The organism is Kribbella sandramycini (assembly GCF_013131805.1).
Classification (GTDB): domain Bacteria; phylum Actinomycetota; class Actinomycetes; order Propionibacteriales; family Kribbellaceae; genus Kribbella; species Kribbella sandramycini.
Genome location: NZ_JABJRC010000009.1, coordinates 307278 through 321255 on the forward strand (window position 1 = coordinate 307278; position 13978 = coordinate 321255).

At 70.2% G+C, this 13978-nt stretch carries 15 protein-coding genes; 9 read left to right on the forward strand and 6 right to left on the reverse strand.

The annotated features are described in order from the left end of the window. Nucleotides 1–109 precede the first annotated feature (109 nt). Nucleotides 110–235 carry a hypothetical protein gene (locus HPO96_RS39325; protein WP_272954743.1) on the reverse strand — a complete coding sequence of 42 codons (126 nt, stop codon included), beginning with the start codon at nucleotides 233–235 and terminating at the stop codon, nucleotides 110–112. A gap of 132 nt (nucleotides 236–367) precedes the next feature. Here HPO96_RS39325 and HPO96_RS31475 point away from each other — a divergent pair, with 132 nt between their 5' ends. After that, nucleotides 368–1216, forward strand: coding sequence for an MmyB family transcriptional regulator (locus HPO96_RS31475; RefSeq protein WP_171678020.1), 849 nt, complete (start codon nucleotides 368–370; stop codon nucleotides 1214–1216). On the opposite strand, the gene HPO96_RS31480 is transcribed toward HPO96_RS31475, so the two are convergent. The 4 genes from HPO96_RS31480 to HPO96_RS31495 all read right to left on the reverse strand — a co-directional run bounded on the left by HPO96_RS31480 (nucleotide 1211) and on the right by HPO96_RS31495 (nucleotide 6193). Continuing rightward, nucleotides 1211–2548 (reverse strand): TIGR01777 family oxidoreductase, encoded by a 1338-nt coding sequence (locus tag HPO96_RS31480; protein WP_171678021.1) that lies wholly within the window; start codon nucleotides 2546–2548, stop codon nucleotides 1211–1213. The genes HPO96_RS31475 and HPO96_RS31480 overlap by 6 nt on opposite strands. Nucleotides 2549–2584: 36 nt before the next feature. Continuing rightward, complete coding sequence (locus tag HPO96_RS39330; RefSeq protein WP_171678022.1) at nucleotides 2585–3274, reverse strand: sortase domain-containing protein; 690 nt, start codon at nucleotides 3272–3274, stop codon at nucleotides 2585–2587. Next, entirely contained in the window at nucleotides 3271–4098 is an 828-nt protein-coding gene (locus HPO96_RS31490; protein WP_171678023.1) for a DUF4397 domain-containing protein, read from the reverse strand. Before HPO96_RS31490 ends, HPO96_RS39330 begins: the two co-directional genes overlap by 4 nt. Nucleotides 4099–4177: 79 nt before the next feature. After that, nucleotides 4178–6193, reverse strand: a complete 2016-nt coding sequence (locus HPO96_RS31495; RefSeq protein WP_171678024.1) for an MMPL family transporter — start codon at nucleotides 6191–6193, stop codon at nucleotides 4178–4180. A gap of 71 nt (nucleotides 6194–6264) precedes the next feature. Between HPO96_RS31495 and HPO96_RS31500 the strand changes: the two genes are divergently transcribed. From HPO96_RS31500 to HPO96_RS31515, 4 genes are all read left to right on the forward strand, one after another. Next, the gene (locus HPO96_RS31500) at nucleotides 6265–6738 is read left to right on the forward strand and encodes a MarR family winged helix-turn-helix transcriptional regulator (protein WP_171678025.1); all 474 of its coding nucleotides are present in this window, start codon (nucleotides 6265–6267) and stop codon (nucleotides 6736–6738) included. A 130-nt stretch (nucleotides 6739–6868) separates the two neighbouring features. After that, complete coding sequence (locus HPO96_RS31505) at nucleotides 6869–7447, forward strand: sigma-70 family RNA polymerase sigma factor (RefSeq protein ID WP_337796887.1); 579 nt, start codon at nucleotides 6869–6871, stop codon at nucleotides 7445–7447. After that, on the forward strand, nucleotides 7428–8150 hold the full coding sequence (locus HPO96_RS31510) for an anti-sigma factor domain-containing protein (protein WP_171678027.1): 723 nt from the start codon (nucleotides 7428–7430) through the stop codon (nucleotides 8148–8150). Before HPO96_RS31505 ends, HPO96_RS31510 begins: the two co-directional genes overlap by 20 nt. Nucleotides 8151–8170: 20 nt before the next feature. After that, nucleotides 8171–8533, forward strand: coding sequence for a ribosomal maturation YjgA family protein (locus tag HPO96_RS31515; RefSeq protein WP_171678028.1), 363 nt, complete (start codon nucleotides 8171–8173; stop codon nucleotides 8531–8533). Here HPO96_RS31515 and HPO96_RS31520 read toward each other — a convergent pair. Next, nucleotides 8500–9240 (reverse strand): GntR family transcriptional regulator, encoded by a 741-nt coding sequence (locus HPO96_RS31520; RefSeq protein WP_171678029.1) that lies wholly within the window; start codon nucleotides 9238–9240, stop codon nucleotides 8500–8502. The two genes, HPO96_RS31515 and HPO96_RS31520, sit on opposite strands and share 34 nt — an antisense overlap. A 99-nt stretch (nucleotides 9241–9339) precedes the next feature. On the opposite strand from HPO96_RS31520, the gene HPO96_RS31525 reads away from it, so the two are divergent. From HPO96_RS31525 to HPO96_RS31540, 4 genes are read left to right on the forward strand one after another with little or no spacing between them, the layout of a single operon-like run. Next, nucleotides 9340–10614, forward strand: a complete 1275-nt coding sequence (locus tag HPO96_RS31525; RefSeq protein WP_171678030.1) for an ABC transporter substrate-binding protein — start codon at nucleotides 9340–9342, stop codon at nucleotides 10612–10614. Then, nucleotides 10611–11480, forward strand: a complete 870-nt coding sequence (locus tag HPO96_RS31530) for an ABC transporter permease subunit (protein ID WP_202886633.1) — start codon at nucleotides 10611–10613, stop codon at nucleotides 11478–11480. Before HPO96_RS31525 ends, HPO96_RS31530 begins: the two co-directional genes overlap by 4 nt. Next, nucleotides 11480–12322, forward strand: coding sequence for a carbohydrate ABC transporter permease (locus HPO96_RS31535; RefSeq protein WP_238355690.1), 843 nt, complete (start codon nucleotides 11480–11482; stop codon nucleotides 12320–12322). Before HPO96_RS31530 ends, HPO96_RS31535 begins: the two co-directional genes overlap by 1 nt. Then, nucleotides 12306–13970 (forward strand): glycoside hydrolase family 9 protein, encoded by a 1665-nt coding sequence (locus HPO96_RS31540; protein WP_171678031.1) that lies wholly within the window; start codon nucleotides 12306–12308, stop codon nucleotides 13968–13970. Before HPO96_RS31535 ends, HPO96_RS31540 begins: the two co-directional genes overlap by 17 nt. The last annotated feature ends 8 nt before the right edge of the window (nucleotides 13971–13978 follow it).

Below are 13978 nucleotides of genomic sequence, written 5' to 3' on the forward strand. Positions count from 1 at the left end.
CCCGATCATGAAGCCCCCACAGACTTCCTGGCCAGCAACTGCCCTAGACCTCTGCTGACCGAAGGGCCCCGCCTGAGCCTGGCCGGGGCCCTCGGATGTCAGCGGCTGATCACCAACCGGGGCACTGGTGGCAACCGGCGACGGGAACGTCGGCGGGGGCGGACTGGAGGGCGAAGGGAGTAACGGCGGCGAGGCCGAGGAGGGCGGTGGCGAGGGCCTTCTTGATGCGGTTCATCAGGAACTCCATTCAGAGGCGGTTTGGGTTCACCACGAGGCTAGGCCGGTTGCGTGGGGGAGCCGTCGCCGCGGTTTGCCTAGGAATGGTGGTCCTACCTTGGGGGGGACGCCGGGGCGGCATACTGGGTGGGTGTCGCATCCGTACGCGCGTGAGCTCGGGGAGTTTCTGCGGGCGCGGCGGGGGCGGTTGCAGCCGGAGGATGTGGGGCTGGAGCCGGGTGGGCGGCGGAAGGTGGCCGGGTTGCGGCGTGAGGAGTTGGCGCTGCTGGCCGGGTTGAGTACGGACTACTACCAGCGGATGGAGCAGGGGCGCGAGCTGCGGCCGTCGGACGAGGTGCTGACGGCGCTGGCCGCGGCGCTCGGGCTGGACGACGCCGAGCGGCGGCATCTGTTCACGCTGGCGCGGGCGGCTCGGCGTCCGATGCCGGTCGCGGTGGAGCGGACGCCGGAGTCGGTGCCGGACAGCACCAGAAGGTTGCTGGCGGCAATGGATGCGCCGGCGATCGTGCTCGGCCGGCATCTCGACGTCCTGCACTGGAACCGGATGGCCGAGCTGCTGCTCGGCGACTTCACCGCCATCCCCCGCGACCGGCTGAACCTGTTGCTGCTCGTCTTCGACGAGGTGCAGGCGACCGAGTGGGGCTGCCCCGAGTGGGAGCGGCACGCGCAGGACTACATCGCCATGATGCGCGCCTCGATCGCCACCGACCCGACCCACCCGCGCGCGACCGAGCTCATCGGCGAGCTGAGTATCCGCAGCTCCGCCTTCCGCGCCCTCTGGGCCCGCCACGACGTCGGCGCCACCACCAGCGGCACCCGCGTCTACTTCTCCCCCGAAGTCGGCGAGATCACCCTCGACTGGGACACCTACCCCCTCCCCGGCAACCCCGGCCCCGTCATGCTCGTCTTCACCGCCGACCCCGGCACCCCCGACGCCGACCGCCTCCGCCTCCTCGCCCACCGCTCCCACCAGTCATGAAGCCGGTTTGCCCAAGAGGTGGCGAAGGGCGGGCTCGAGGGTGACGTAGCGGTAGGTGTGACCAGCCGCGGTCAGCGCGGCTGGCAGCACCCGCTGCGAGGCATTGGCGAGCTCCCGGGCCCCCTCTGCGCCCAGCAGGAGCTGCGGGCCGAACGTTGGCACTGGGACGAAGGCAGGTCGGTGCAGAACCCGCGCCAGCGTGGCGGCGTACTCGCGGTTGCGCACCGGGTTCGGAGCGACGGCGTTGAGCGCGCCGGACAACTGCCCGTCCCACAGCGCACGGTGATAGATGTCGAGCAGGTCGTCGATCCCGATCCAGGCCTGCCACTGGTCGCCGGACCCGAGCCGTCCGCCGAGGCCCGCCGCGAAGAGCGGGTACTGCGCCTTCAGTACGCCGCCGGCCGGCGTCTGCACCAACCCTGTGCGGACGTGGACGACGCGCAGACCGCCGTCGCGCGCGGGAGCGGCGGCCTGCTCCCAGTCCTCCACCAGCTCAGCAAGGAAGCCGTCGCCGCGCTCGCTCTCCTCGGTCAGGACGTCGTCCCCACGGTCGGCTCCGTAGTAGCCGATCGCCGAGGCGCTCACGAACACCTTCGGCCCGTTGGACGCCGCCGCCGCGACCGCGGCCAGCGCCCGAGTCGGTTCGATTCGGGACGCACGCAGTTTCGCCTTGTGCGCCGGCGTGAACCGCCCGGCGATCGATGCACCGGCCAGATGGATCACGGCGTCGACGCCGTCCAGCAGCGTCGCATCGGGCGCGGCCGGATCCCAACGGCGTTCATCAGCAGCCTTCGCGGCACCTCGCACGAGGCGTACGACGGTGTGCCCCGAGGTGCTCAGCAACGCGGCGAGCGCCGTACCGATCGTCCCGTGCGTACCGGTCATTGCGACCGTCAGCGGGCGCATCCCGCCGCTGCGCGCGCGGCTCAGGGCGGCGAGATCGTCGGCCAGCTGGCGATGCCGGTACTCGAGCATTGAGCGCAGCAGGAAGCCTGGCACCGTGCTGTCGATCTCGTCGGTAATCTCGGTGGCGTCCGGACCCGCGGCGGCGAAGCTGTGCGTGTGCCGCCATTTCACGACATTCCGGACGACCGCCGTGTCGAACTCGTCGACGAATCGCTCCGGGGCCTGGGCGCCGCTGTGCCGCGCAACCCAGTCGAACCCGAGCGGGAAGCCGAGCACCGCGACACCGCCGGCGAGGTCCTCGGCCTCCTGCTTGATCCGGACCGGCATCCACGGCGGAGTCAGCCGGACGACGGCGCCCGCGCGCTCGTGCCACGCGTACACCTCGTGCCGCGGCGCGGCCACCACACTGGAGCGTTTCAGACTCATGTACCGCAGACCTCCACTTGCCGAACGAGCAGATTCTCAGGGGACCGGGTCGGCGGTGACCATGAGGTTGTCACGGTACCCACCGGCATCCCGGTTGTACGGGCCGCCGCACGTGACGATCCGAAGTCGACGCGGACCTGTGCGGTCGAAGAGCTCGTCGACGGCGAGCAGGGTCTTCGGTACGTCGCGGACCAGCGTGACGCGATAGCGGTGCGCGGAGCCGTCGGCGGTCCGGACTTCGACCAAGTCGCCCCGCCGGACCTTACGGAGCCGCACCAGCGGACCGATTCCGTACTCGCGGCTGTCGAGATGACCGCCGAGGACGACGGACCCGGTGCGGTCGGCGGGCGCGGGCCCGAAGCGATACCAGCCGATTGTCCGCGGATCGGGCGGCAGCGCCATCTGGCCGTCGGCCGCGACACCCATCGCCGCGACCGGGAGGTCGAGACCGGCTGCGGTGACGACGAGCCGCCGCGGTGCCGGTGCGTCGACGACCGCAGTCGGGAGGTCCGCCGGCCGGGCCGTGATCCGGCCCGGCGACACGGGCGCCGCACCCGTGGGGCGAGGAGTGGGGGACTTACCCGCCCCGACCGACGGTGCGGCTGCCCGCTCGCCTCCGGCCTCGGGCCCGGCGCCGGAGTCAGCACACCCCGCCGAGCCCAGGAGGAGGCCAGAGGTCAGTGCGGCCGTCAGAACGACGGCCGCACGTCGGCGACGGCGAGTCACGACCGCGCGCGTACCTTGGCCAGTCGTGCCGACCCGACGCTGATCGCGCCGATGGCCGCCAGTACGGCGAGGCCCAGCGCCCAGACCGGGGTGACGCCGTCCGATGCGGCCTGTCCGCCGGTGCCGCCTGGGATCCCGGACGGGTTGTGGTGAAGCCCGGAGATGGTCTGGACAGCGAGCTTCAGGTTCTTGTCCGCGGCGCTGCCCCAGGCGTAGACGATCGTGTTCACACCTTCCTTGACCGGAACGTCGGCGGGCCCGAGCGCGACGGTCGACGTACCGGCGAGCGCCACGTCGGCCTTGACCGTCCCGGCGGGCAGATCGGCCTTGGCCTCCTCAGGGTTGGTCAGCCCTGCGAAGACGGGTTTGCCGCCGGCCCGGATGTCGACCGCCGGCGCCGCCGCGGTGTGCCGGACCGTCAACCGGCCCTTGCCTGCGGCAACCTTCGAGACATCGTTGACGAACGGCGTCAGCACGGGTTTGCCATCGGCGCCCAGATGCGCCACCACGGTGATGTTGGCGCCGCCGGGAACCTTGACATCGTCGGCTTGGATGACCGCCGCGCCGTTCGCCCCGGCGCCGGCCGCCGTCACCTTCAGGTCGTACGCGCCCTCCGGCAGCTTCACCGGGTCGGTCAGCGTCCCGGGCTTGAAGTCGGTCAGCAGGGCCTTGCCGTTGGCGTACACGTCCACGGTGGCGCCTGGAACCGCGTGCAGAACCGAGACCGTCGCATTGGCAGTCGGTCCAGCTTGCGCGGCCGCCGCCGGCAGACCCGCCAGCAGCAGTCCGGCCGCCATCACAGCGGTGACACGACGAACAGACATGAATCCTCCTTGAGTCAGCCTTTGACCGCACTTCCGGCCGACCCCAGCGCCCGGATGCACTGCGGCGGAGATTTTCCGATCAGATCTTCGCGGGCCACCAGAAGCGGTCGCCGAGCGCGAAGGCGAGCGCTGGGACGACGACCGTCCGGACGAGCAGGGTGTCGAGCAGAACACCCGTGCAGACGATGATCCCGACCTGCGTCAGCGTGATCAGCGGCAGGACGCCGAGCACCGCGAAGACGGCCGCGAGCAGAATGCCGGCGCTGGTGATGACGCCGCCGGTCAAGGTCAACGCGCTGAGCATGCCGTCCCGCGTTCCGGCCGTCCGGGCCTCCTCCCGCGCCCGGGTGGTCAGAAAGATGTTGTAGTCGACGCCGAGTGCGACCAGGAACAGGAAGGACAGCAGGATCACCGATCCGTCGAGCGCCACGAATCCGAAGACCTGCTCGGACAGCAGCCAACTGATGCCGAAGGCCGCGAAGAACGATGCGACGACGGTGCCGACGAGCAGCGCCGCGGCAAGCAGGCTGCGCAGCAGGACCGTCAATACTCCGCCGACGAGGAGCAGGATCAATGGCAGGATGACCATCCGGTCCCGAGCATCGGCCTCGCGAACGTCGAGCTTCGCCGCGGGCTCACCGCCGACTGCGGCGTCCGCTCCAGGGACAGCGCCGACTCGCTCCCGCAGCCGCTCGACGGTGGCGAACGACTGCGCCGTCCCGGCCTCCGCATCGAGTACGACGGTCAGCTCGGACAGCTCCGCGTTGCCCGCGGTGACCCGAACCGACGCGACACCCTCCGTCTGCTGCGCCACGCGGCTGACCTCTCGAATCGCTCCGGATCTGGCGACCACGACGACCGGCTCCGTCGTCCCGGCCGGGAAGGCGCCGGCGAGAACCTTGGCACCGCGGACCGCCTCCGGCTCGACGCGGAACTGCTCGTTCTGCGGCAGACCGGTCTTGACGCCCAGGCCACCGAGAGACAGCACGCCCAGGACGGCCACGGACGCAGCCAGAACCACAACCGGGCGCTTGGCGACCTGGGCGCCCAGCCGACCCCAGAGCTTGCCTTCCCGCGCGACATCGCCGACCCGCGGGACGAACGGCCAGAACACGCGACGGCCGGCCAAGTTCAGGGCAGCCGGTAGCACCAGCAACGCCGAGAGCATCGCCAGCAGGACGCCGACCACGCAGGCGACCGCGATGCCCTGCAGGGTCTCGGTGCTCGCCAGCAGCAAGATGAGCAGCGCGGCGATCACCGTGCAACCGCTAGCGAAGATCGGCTCGAACACGCGCCGGACCGCCTGCCGTACGGCCATGCGGTGATCCTCGGTCGTCCGCAACTGCTCGCGGTATCTGGCGATCAGCAGCAACGCGTAATCGGTCGCGGCGCCGAACACCAGCACGCTCGCGATACCGGTCACCTGGCCGCCACCCGGGAGGCCGGCCGCCGACAGGGCGAGGCCGGCCAGCTTGAGGGTCGTCTGCTCGGTGAGCGCGACGACGGCCAGTGGGATCGCGACCAGCGCCGGGCTGCGATAGGTCACGAGCAGCAGGACCGCGACCACGGCGGCCGTGACGATCAACAGTCTGCGGTCCGCTCCGTCGAAGACCCGGGTCAGATCAGTCGTGAAGCCGGCCTCGCCGGTCACCTGCACGGTGATACCGGCCGATCCGGCGTCGGCCGACTTGGCTCGCAGTTCATCGACCGCTTTCGACACGGCGGCATCGTCCGGCGCCGTGAGTGGGACGACGGTGAGGGCGACCGTACCGTCTTCGGAGTACTGCGGGGGCGGGACGGCCGAATCGCGCGCCAGTGGACGGACGGCGGTGCGCACCGCCTCGACGGCCTGGCGATCGGCCGCGCCGAGGACGGCGCGATCGGTTCGCGACTGGACCAGCAACGCGGTCGACACCTGGTCGTCCGCGAACTGCCGCCGGAGTTGCTCGGCTTTCGCCGATCCGGCGTCCGTCGAGAGCCCGGTGGCAGAGCGCGGCGTGGCCGGCGTCGGCTCGGGCGCCATCAGCACGGCGGCGGCCACGGCCAGCGCGCCCAGCAGGACGAGCAGTGCGAGCCGGCGCGAAGTGACTGACATAGTGGCACCCTGATCTCGACGAAAGACTTGACGGTCAATTATCTTGATGATCAAGACAATAGGGGACGGGGATGACGAGTCGCAAACCAGGGTCGGTGGAGGTCACTCGGCTGATCCAGTTGCTGGTCGCCGAGGGGCAGCGCATCGCGCACCGGTTCGCGCAGCGCCACGACGCGCATCCGACCGACATGGAGGCGCTGATCCGGATCCTGCAGTCCGGCGCCGACGGCGCCCCGATGACCGCTGGGGAGCTCGGGCGTGAGCTGGGCCTGACTTCGGGGACCGTGACCGCGCTCGTCGACCGGCTGGAGCGGGCCGGTCATGTCCGCCGGGAGCGCGACCCGGTCGATCGCCGCAAGGTGCTGATCCACTACGGCGATACCGGAATGCAGCTGGCGCGGCAGTTCTTCGTCCCGCTGGGCGATCTGCACCGCCAGGCCACCGCCGAATTCAGCCCGGCGGAGGTCGAGGTCGTTCGACGCTACCTCGCGGCGACGCTCGACTCCTATCAGGCGTACCGCCGGCGCCTCGAGGACGACGAGTGAGCTCGCTGCATCCGGACCCGGGGGAACGGTCGAAGACCGGCTGACACCTGTTCGTGCGGCCAGGTGGCGGGAGGTCGGAATGACTGTGGAGCTGCTGGCGGCGCGGGCGGGATTGGCTAGAGTGTGCGCCGTGGCCAGTGCGGAGGCCGGCCCTCCGTCGCCGGCAGAGATCTCGAAGGCGTTTGCGGAGGGGCGTCCCGACAGCCTGGCGGACGCCTATCGGTGCTGGTCGTCGCTGATCTTCACGCTCGCCCTGCGAGCCCTCGGCAATCGCGCGGACGCCGAGGATGTGACCCAGCAGGTCTTCGTCTCGGCCTGGCGGGGCCGGGCGAACTTCGACCCCGACAGCGGCCAGCTGGGCGCGTGGCTGACCGGTATCACCCGGCATCGGATCGCCGATCGGCTGGCCGCGCGCGGCCGCGACCTGCGGAACACCGAGGTGGCGGCCCAGCTCGCCGGTGAACGCCCGGCGGTGCAGGTGGTGGACGACCTGACCGTCGACCGGGTGCTGATCGCCGACGAACTGGATCGGCTGGGCGACCCGCGGCGAACGATCCTGAAGCTCGCCTTCTACGAAGACTGCACGTACCCGCAGATCGCGGAACGGCTCGACCTGCCGCTCGGCACGGTCAAGAGTCACGTCCGCCGGGGTTTGCTGCACCTGCGCGACCGACTGAAGGAGGTGACTGGTGACGACACATCTCGATGACGACCTGCTGGCGCGCTGGGCACTGGGCGACGAGGCGCCGGACGGGCCGGCCGCCGATCACCTCCAGAGCTGCCAGCGCTGTGCGGGCAGCCTGGCCGAGCTTCGGCAGGTCCTCGACGCTGCCGGTGACCTGCCCCGCCTGGAGTCCCCGCCGGCTGAAGTCTGGAGCCGGATCACCGACGAGCTCAGCCTCGACCCGGACCGCGCCGAGCCGACTGTGATCCCGTTGCCGGACGCACGTCGTACGCCGAACGCCTCAGTGCGCCGCTTCCGCGGCCGGGCCCTGGTCGCGGCCGCAGCGGTGGCCGCGGTCCTGGGTGCGGGCGTCGGCGTCGGCGCGACCCTGATCGTGCAGGACGACGAGAAGCCGACCGTCCAGGCCGTCGTCCCACTGTCGGCGCTCGAAGGCCGCAGTGGAACCGGCACGGCCGACCTGCTCAAGGCCGCTTCGGGTGAACAGCTGAAGGTCACCGCCTCCGGGCTCGCCGCCGCCGCCGGGTACTACGAGGTGTGGATGATCAACACCGACGGCAAACGGATGGTTTCCCTCGGCGTCCTCGATCCCAGCAGCGCTGGGACTTTCCAGCTTCCCGCCCAGCTGATCGCGCAGGGCTACCGCATCGTCGACATCTCCCTCGAGCCGGACGACGGTAACCCCGAACACTCCCGCAACAGCATCATCCGCGGCACCCTCCCGGCCTGAACCGCGCCTAAGCTGTCGCGATGCGCCCCTGGCTCGCCGTACCGCTCGTGCTCGCGCTGGGCCTCGCTGTTCGCGCCTTTGCGGGCGGCGACTTCGCCAAGTACGCCGGTGTCGCGCTCTACGCCACGCTGATCTACGCCCTGCTCGCCTTCTGGTTGCAGCCGGTTTGGGCTGCGGTGGGCGCCACTGGCTTCAGTTGGGCGGTTGAGTTCTTTCAGCTGACCGGCGTCCCGGCGGAGTTGTCCGAGCGCAGTGTGATCGCCCGCCTGGTGCTGGGCTCGACGTTCAATCCGCCCGACTTGTTCTGGTACGTCGTGGGCGCGGGCTTGGGGGTGGCGGTCGTGCGCGGTCAGCGGGGGCGGAAGGTGGTTCGGAGGCGGTAGCGGTCGCCGCTGTATTCGACGGTGGACAACAGGATGGGGCGGTTGTCGGCGTCGTAGATGGTCTGGTCGAGGAGCAGGATCGGCTCGCCGGCCGACAGGTGGAGTTTGGCGGCGAGCGCCTCGCCCGCGATGCGGGACTCGATGGCGGTTTCGGAGCGGTCGAGGACGACGCCGCGGGCGGTCAGCTCCTCGAAGAGGGAGGCGGCGGTGAAGTCGACGTCGGCGAGGCCGGGGGCCAGTGCGGCCGGGAGGACGGCGTGGTCCAGGGCCATCCGGACGTCGCCGAGGAAGCGGACCCGTTCGAGGACGAGGAGCGGGGTGCCGGCCGGGACGGCGAGGGCGTCGGCCTCGTCGAGGGTGGCCGGGCGGACGAGCTGCTCGAGGACTTCGGAGCGGGCGACCAGGCCCTTGCGGCGGGCGGTGGTGGTGAACGACTCCAGGTCGTTGGGCCACTCGCGGACGGTCGAGGGCGTGGCGACGAACCAGCCGCGGCCGTGGGAGGACGTGACGAGGCCGCGGTCGAGGAGGTGGCCGAGGGCTTTGCGCAGGGTGACGCGGGAGATGCCGAAGCGGGCACAGAGGTCGCGTTCGGTGGGCAGCCGGGACCCGGGCGTGAGGCCGTCGCGGGTGATCTGCTCGCTGATCAGCTCCGCGGCCTGCGCCCAGAGGGGTTCGGGCCGGTGCTCGCGGCTGGGCGTCTCGGTCATCGAGCGTGACGATACCACTGCGGCGCAGATCTAAGACAACTATTGACCACTTGGTGATCCACTGCATACCTTTTGCGGACGGATGACGAGGAGGTAGCCATGCAGCGACTGGCTCGATGGAGTGTCGGCGTCGCGGGTCTGTTGGCCCTGACCCTGACCGCGGCGTGCGGCGGCAGCGATACCGGGCAGGCGGTGGACGCGAACGAGCTCACCGTGCAGACGAACTGGACCAGCGGGGGTCAGGAGAGTGTTCCGCTGAAGGCAGCGCTGGAAGCCTTCACCGCGGAGACCGGCATCAAGGTCAAGCTGCTGGAGAGCGGCGACGATCTCAACCAGGTCTACGAAACCGCGCTGCTGGCGAAGAAGGAGGCCGATGTCCTGCTCGTCGGTCTGCTCGAGAAGCAGCTCGACTGGGTGAAGAACGGCGCGGTCGTCCCGGTCGAGCAGTACGTCGACCAGTGGGGCCTCACCATCCCCGCCACCGCTCTGGCCGACTGGAAGGACGCCGACGGTCACCTGCGCGCCTTCCCGTACGCCGGTTTCACCTGGCCCTGGTGGTACAACAAGGCCCTGTTCGACAAGCACGGCGTCCCGCTCCCGCAGACCGTGGACGAGCTGATCGCCGCCGTCCAGAAGCTGTCCGCGAAGGGCGTCGGCGGGGTCGCGATCGGTGGTAACGACTGGTCCGGCCAGAAGATCTTCCTGCAGATCCTGGAGAGCTACCTGACGCCCGACGCGGCCAAGGAGATCTTCGCCAAGGGCGGCCTCTGCGCGAATCCGCAGGCCATGAAGGGCGTCGACCTGTTCGTGAAGCTCCGCGACGCCGGGGTCTTCGTGAAGGGCGCCGAAGGACTGACCGCCGACCAGGCGACCGCCCTCTACATGAGCGGCAAGGCCGCGATCGCGCCGATCGGCTCCTGGAGCTACCCGACCGCCGACCAGGCCGTGGTCGGTACGACGACGCTCGGCGGCTTCCCCGTCCCGGACGGCGGCACCTACGCCAAACCGACCGCGTACACCGGCTCGACGTCGGCCGGCTGGTGGGTCAGCCCGAACGGTCAGCAGAAGCTGTCGTCGGTCGAGAAGCTGATCAAGTTCATGTACCGGACCGACGTGCTGAACTCGATGCTCAAGGGCGGCGTCGTCCCGGCCGCGATGGACGGCGTCGACTCGTCGGCCGTCACCGTCCCGCTGCTCAAACAATCGGTCGACGCGTTGCCCAAGGCCGTCGACTTCACCGTGATGCCCGATCTCTACGTCCCGGCCGACGTCGGCAACCCGATGTACCGCGCGACGTCGATCGCCTACACCGCCGGCAACGACGCGCAGAAGATCTGTACGACGATCGACGCGGTCTACCAGGCCGCGAAGTGAGGCGCCGGCGGGAGCTCGCGCTGCTCGGGTTCACCCTGCCGGCGCTCGGCTGGTTCCTGGTCTTCACGGTCGGCCCGCTGGTCAGCCTGTTCTACTACTCGATGACCGCCTGGCGCGGCCTGATCGCGCCGCGCACCTTTGTCGGCGGCGACAACTTCCGCCGGCTCGCCGAGGACCCGGTCTTCCACCACGCGATCCGCAATTCCCTGCTCCAGTTGGTGATCACGCTGCCGATCGTGATCGTCGGCGCGTTCATGATCGCGTACTACCTGTCGCTGCGGCCGCGTGGGCACCGGATCGTCCGGGCCGTCCTGTTCACCCCGGTGCTGCTGTCCGCGCCCGCGCTCGGCATGGTCTTCCTCGGGGTGTTCGCGCCGTCCGGCCTCGTCAACGGCTTCCTCGACGGCCTCGGCCGGTCGGCCCAGGCGCGGCCGTGGCTGGCCGAGGGGACGACGGCCGGGATCGCGATCCTGGTGGTGATCGTCTGGTCGTCGATGTCGGTCTCGGCCGCGATGCTCGCCTCGCGGATGAACGCCGTACCGGACGAGCTGTTCGAGGCGGCCGAGCTGGACGGTTGCGGGCATTGGCGGCAGCTCTGGCAGATCGCCTGGCCGATCTGCCGCGAGTTCGTCGGCGTCGTCACCATGCTGCAGTTCCTGTGGACGCTGTTCTCGTCCGCCGCCGTCGTCCTGCTGCTGACCCGCGGCGGCCCCGGGACGTCGACCGTCAATCTGTCGTTCCTGGTCTACGACTACGCGTTCAACCAGTCGAAGGTCGGCTACTCACAGGCCATCGCCGTCCTGCTGTTCGGCGTCGGCGTCCTTGGCCTGCTGGGCATCCGTCGACTCTTCCGGGCGGACTTCTGATGAGCCGCGCGATGCGAGGCGCCGGGCCGCTCCGGCTGGTCGCCCATCTCGGTGTCTGGGTCTACGTCCTGCTCCTGCTGGTCCCGCTCTACTACCTCGCGATCTCGTCGGTGAAGTCGAACACCGCCATCCTGGACTCGCCGTTCAACCCGTTCCGCGGGCTGCAGTTCGACAACTTCGCCCGGGCCTGGGAGGGCGGCAGCCTCGGCCGCGGCCTGATCAACCAGGCCTACATCACGGTCGCCGCGAACATCCTGACCCTGGCGCTCGCCGTCCCGGCGGCGTTCGCGCTGGCCCGCACCCGCGGCCGCGTCGGGCGGATCATCGAACGGATCTTCGCGCTCGGCTTCCTGGTCCCCGGGTTCGCGGCGCTGGTCCCGACCGTCCTGCTGGCGATCCGGCTCGACCTGTTCCACACCCGGGAGTTCCTGATTCTGTTGCTGCCGGCAAGTGCCTTGCCGCTGTCCGTCGTCCTGCTCACCCAGGCGATGCGCACGGTGCCGGCCGAGTTGGAGGAGTCGGCGATCATCGACGGCGCCGGGCCGCTGCGGGTGCTGGTCTCGGTCTACGCGCCGCTGACCCTGCCGACGCTGACCGTCGTCCTGATCCTGAACTTCCTGTCCTTCTGGAACGAGTACTTCTTCGCGCTGGTGATCGCCGGCCCGGACCCCGCCGTCCGGACGGCGCAGGTCGCGCTGCCGCTGTTGTCGATGGCCAACGCCGCGCAGTACGGCGTCCTCGCCGCCGGCATCGTCATCACGCTGGTGCCCGTCTACCTGGTTTACGTTCTGTTCGCCGACAAGATGGAAGGGGCGGTGTTCTCCGGTGCGCTCAAGGGCTGAAGGAATCCTGGTCAGTCAGGTCGGGTACGGGATCGGCGCGGCCAACGCGGTGGTCGCGGTGTTCCCGGACGCCGAGGGCCCGGTCACGGCCGAGCTCGTCGGCGGGCCGGCCCTCGCGCCTGGCCCGGTACAGCGGGTGCCGGGCTGGACGACGGGGGCGTTCGTGCGGATCCCCTTGCCGTCAGAGCTTGCTGAGGGCAGCTATCAGGTCCGGGTCCGGGCCGTCGGCAAAGAGCTGATCTCGGAGCCGATCACGGTGGCGCCGTCCCGGTTGCAGCGGCAGACGCTGTCCGACGTCCTCAACTACTTCAAGGCGATGCGCTCCAGCGGCGAGATCGATCGCAAGGATCGCGCGGCGAAGCTCTGGGCGGACGACTCCGGCCGGACGGTCGACGCCCGCGGCGGCTGGCTCGACGCGAGTGGGGACACCAGCAAGTTCCTCTCCCATCTGACCTACACGTCGACGATGAGCCCGCAGCAGATCCCGCTCTGCGTCTGGGCGATGATCGCCGCCCGCGACGCGATCGCCGCGAACCATCCCGAGCTGGTCAAGGCGGTCTCGACGCGGCTGCGCGACGAGGCGCTGTTCGGCGCGGACTTCCTGGTCCGCTTCCGCTCCGCCGACGGCTACTTCTACACCGGGATCTTCGATGCCCTGACCAAGAATCTGGACGAGCGGTTTATCAACGCGCCGTTGCAGAACAGCGTCCGGACGCCGCGTTATCAGGCCGGTTACCGGCAGGGCGGGGGGTTGGCGATCGCGGCCCTGGCCCGCGCGGCGACCCTCGACGACGACGGCGACTTCCCGCGGACGAGGTACCTGAAGGTCGCCGAGCAGGCGTTCCACCATCTCGAGGCGCACAACCTGGAGTACCTGTTCGACGGCGAGGAGTCGGTACTCGACGACTACACCGCGCTACTCGCTGCCGCCGAGTTGGTTGCCGCTGGCATCGACAGTGCCGCTCCGGCGGCGGCGCGGCGGGCCGCTGCCCTGATCGACCGGTACGCCGACGGCCACTTCGTCGCCGATGCCAAGGGCCGCCCGTTCTTCCACGCCGCCGAGGCCGGTCTGCCCGTCCTCGCCCTGCTCCGGTACGCCGAAGCCTGCCCGGCGGACGCCGTCCGCGCCCGATCGACCGCCGTCCGCGCGATGCTCGACCTGCTGGACCGGACGCACGCCGTCCCGAACCCGTTCGGCTATCCCCGGCAACTGGTGCAGCCGACGGACGACGAGGCGCACGCGGCCTTCTTCTTCCCCCATGCCAACGAGACCGGCTACTGGTGGCAGGGCGAGAACGCGACCATCGCCTCGCTCTCGGCCGCCGCCAGCGCCTGCGCCGCGCTCGATGAACTCGATCCCGCGGATCGGGCCCGGCTGAAGACCTTTGCCGCCGATCAGCTGCACTGGATCCTCGGCCGGAACCCGTTCGACAGCTCGATGCTGCAGGGTCGCGGCCGGAACAACCCGGAGTACTCGGCCGACTTCCCGAACGTCCCGGGCGGGATCGCGAACGGGATCACCTCCGGCTGGACCGACGAGAACGACGTCGCCCTGCTGCCCGCCGACGCGCCGCCGGGCGAGGTCTGGCGCTGGGCCGAGCAGTGGATTCCGCACACCGGTTGGTTCCTGCTCGCTGTCGCCCACTGACTTTCAAG

Bases quoted from the DNA above. Each gene is read 5' to 3' on its own strand.
- HPO96_RS39325 (WP_272954743.1), bottom strand. From the start codon at position 235: ATGAACCGCATCAAGAAGGCCCTCGCCACCGCCCTCCTCGGCCTCGCC.
- HPO96_RS31480 (WP_171678021.1), bottom strand. From the start codon at position 2,548: ATGAGTCTGAAACGCTCCAGTGTGGTGGCCGCGCCGCGGCACGAGGTG.
- HPO96_RS31490 (WP_171678023.1), bottom strand. From the start codon at position 4,098: ATGTCTGTTCGTCGTGTCACCGCTGTGATGGCGGCCGGACTGCTGCTG.
- HPO96_RS31495 (WP_171678024.1), bottom strand. From the start codon at position 6,193: ATGTCAGTCACTTCGCGCCGGCTCGCACTGCTCGTCCTGCTGGGCGCG.
- HPO96_RS31500 (WP_171678025.1), top strand. From the start codon at position 6,265: ATGACGAGTCGCAAACCAGGGTCGGTGGAGGTCACTCGGCTGATCCAG.
- HPO96_RS31515 (WP_171678028.1), top strand. From the start codon at position 8,171: ATGCGCCCCTGGCTCGCCGTACCGCTCGTGCTCGCGCTGGGCCTCGCT.
- HPO96_RS31520 (WP_171678029.1), bottom strand. From the start codon at position 9,240: ATGACCGAGACGCCCAGCCGCGAGCACCGGCCCGAACCCCTCTGGGCG.
- HPO96_RS31525 (WP_171678030.1), top strand. From the start codon at position 9,340: ATGCAGCGACTGGCTCGATGGAGTGTCGGCGTCGCGGGTCTGTTGGCC.
- HPO96_RS31535 (WP_238355690.1), top strand. From the start codon at position 11,480: ATGAGCCGCGCGATGCGAGGCGCCGGGCCGCTCCGGCTGGTCGCCCAT.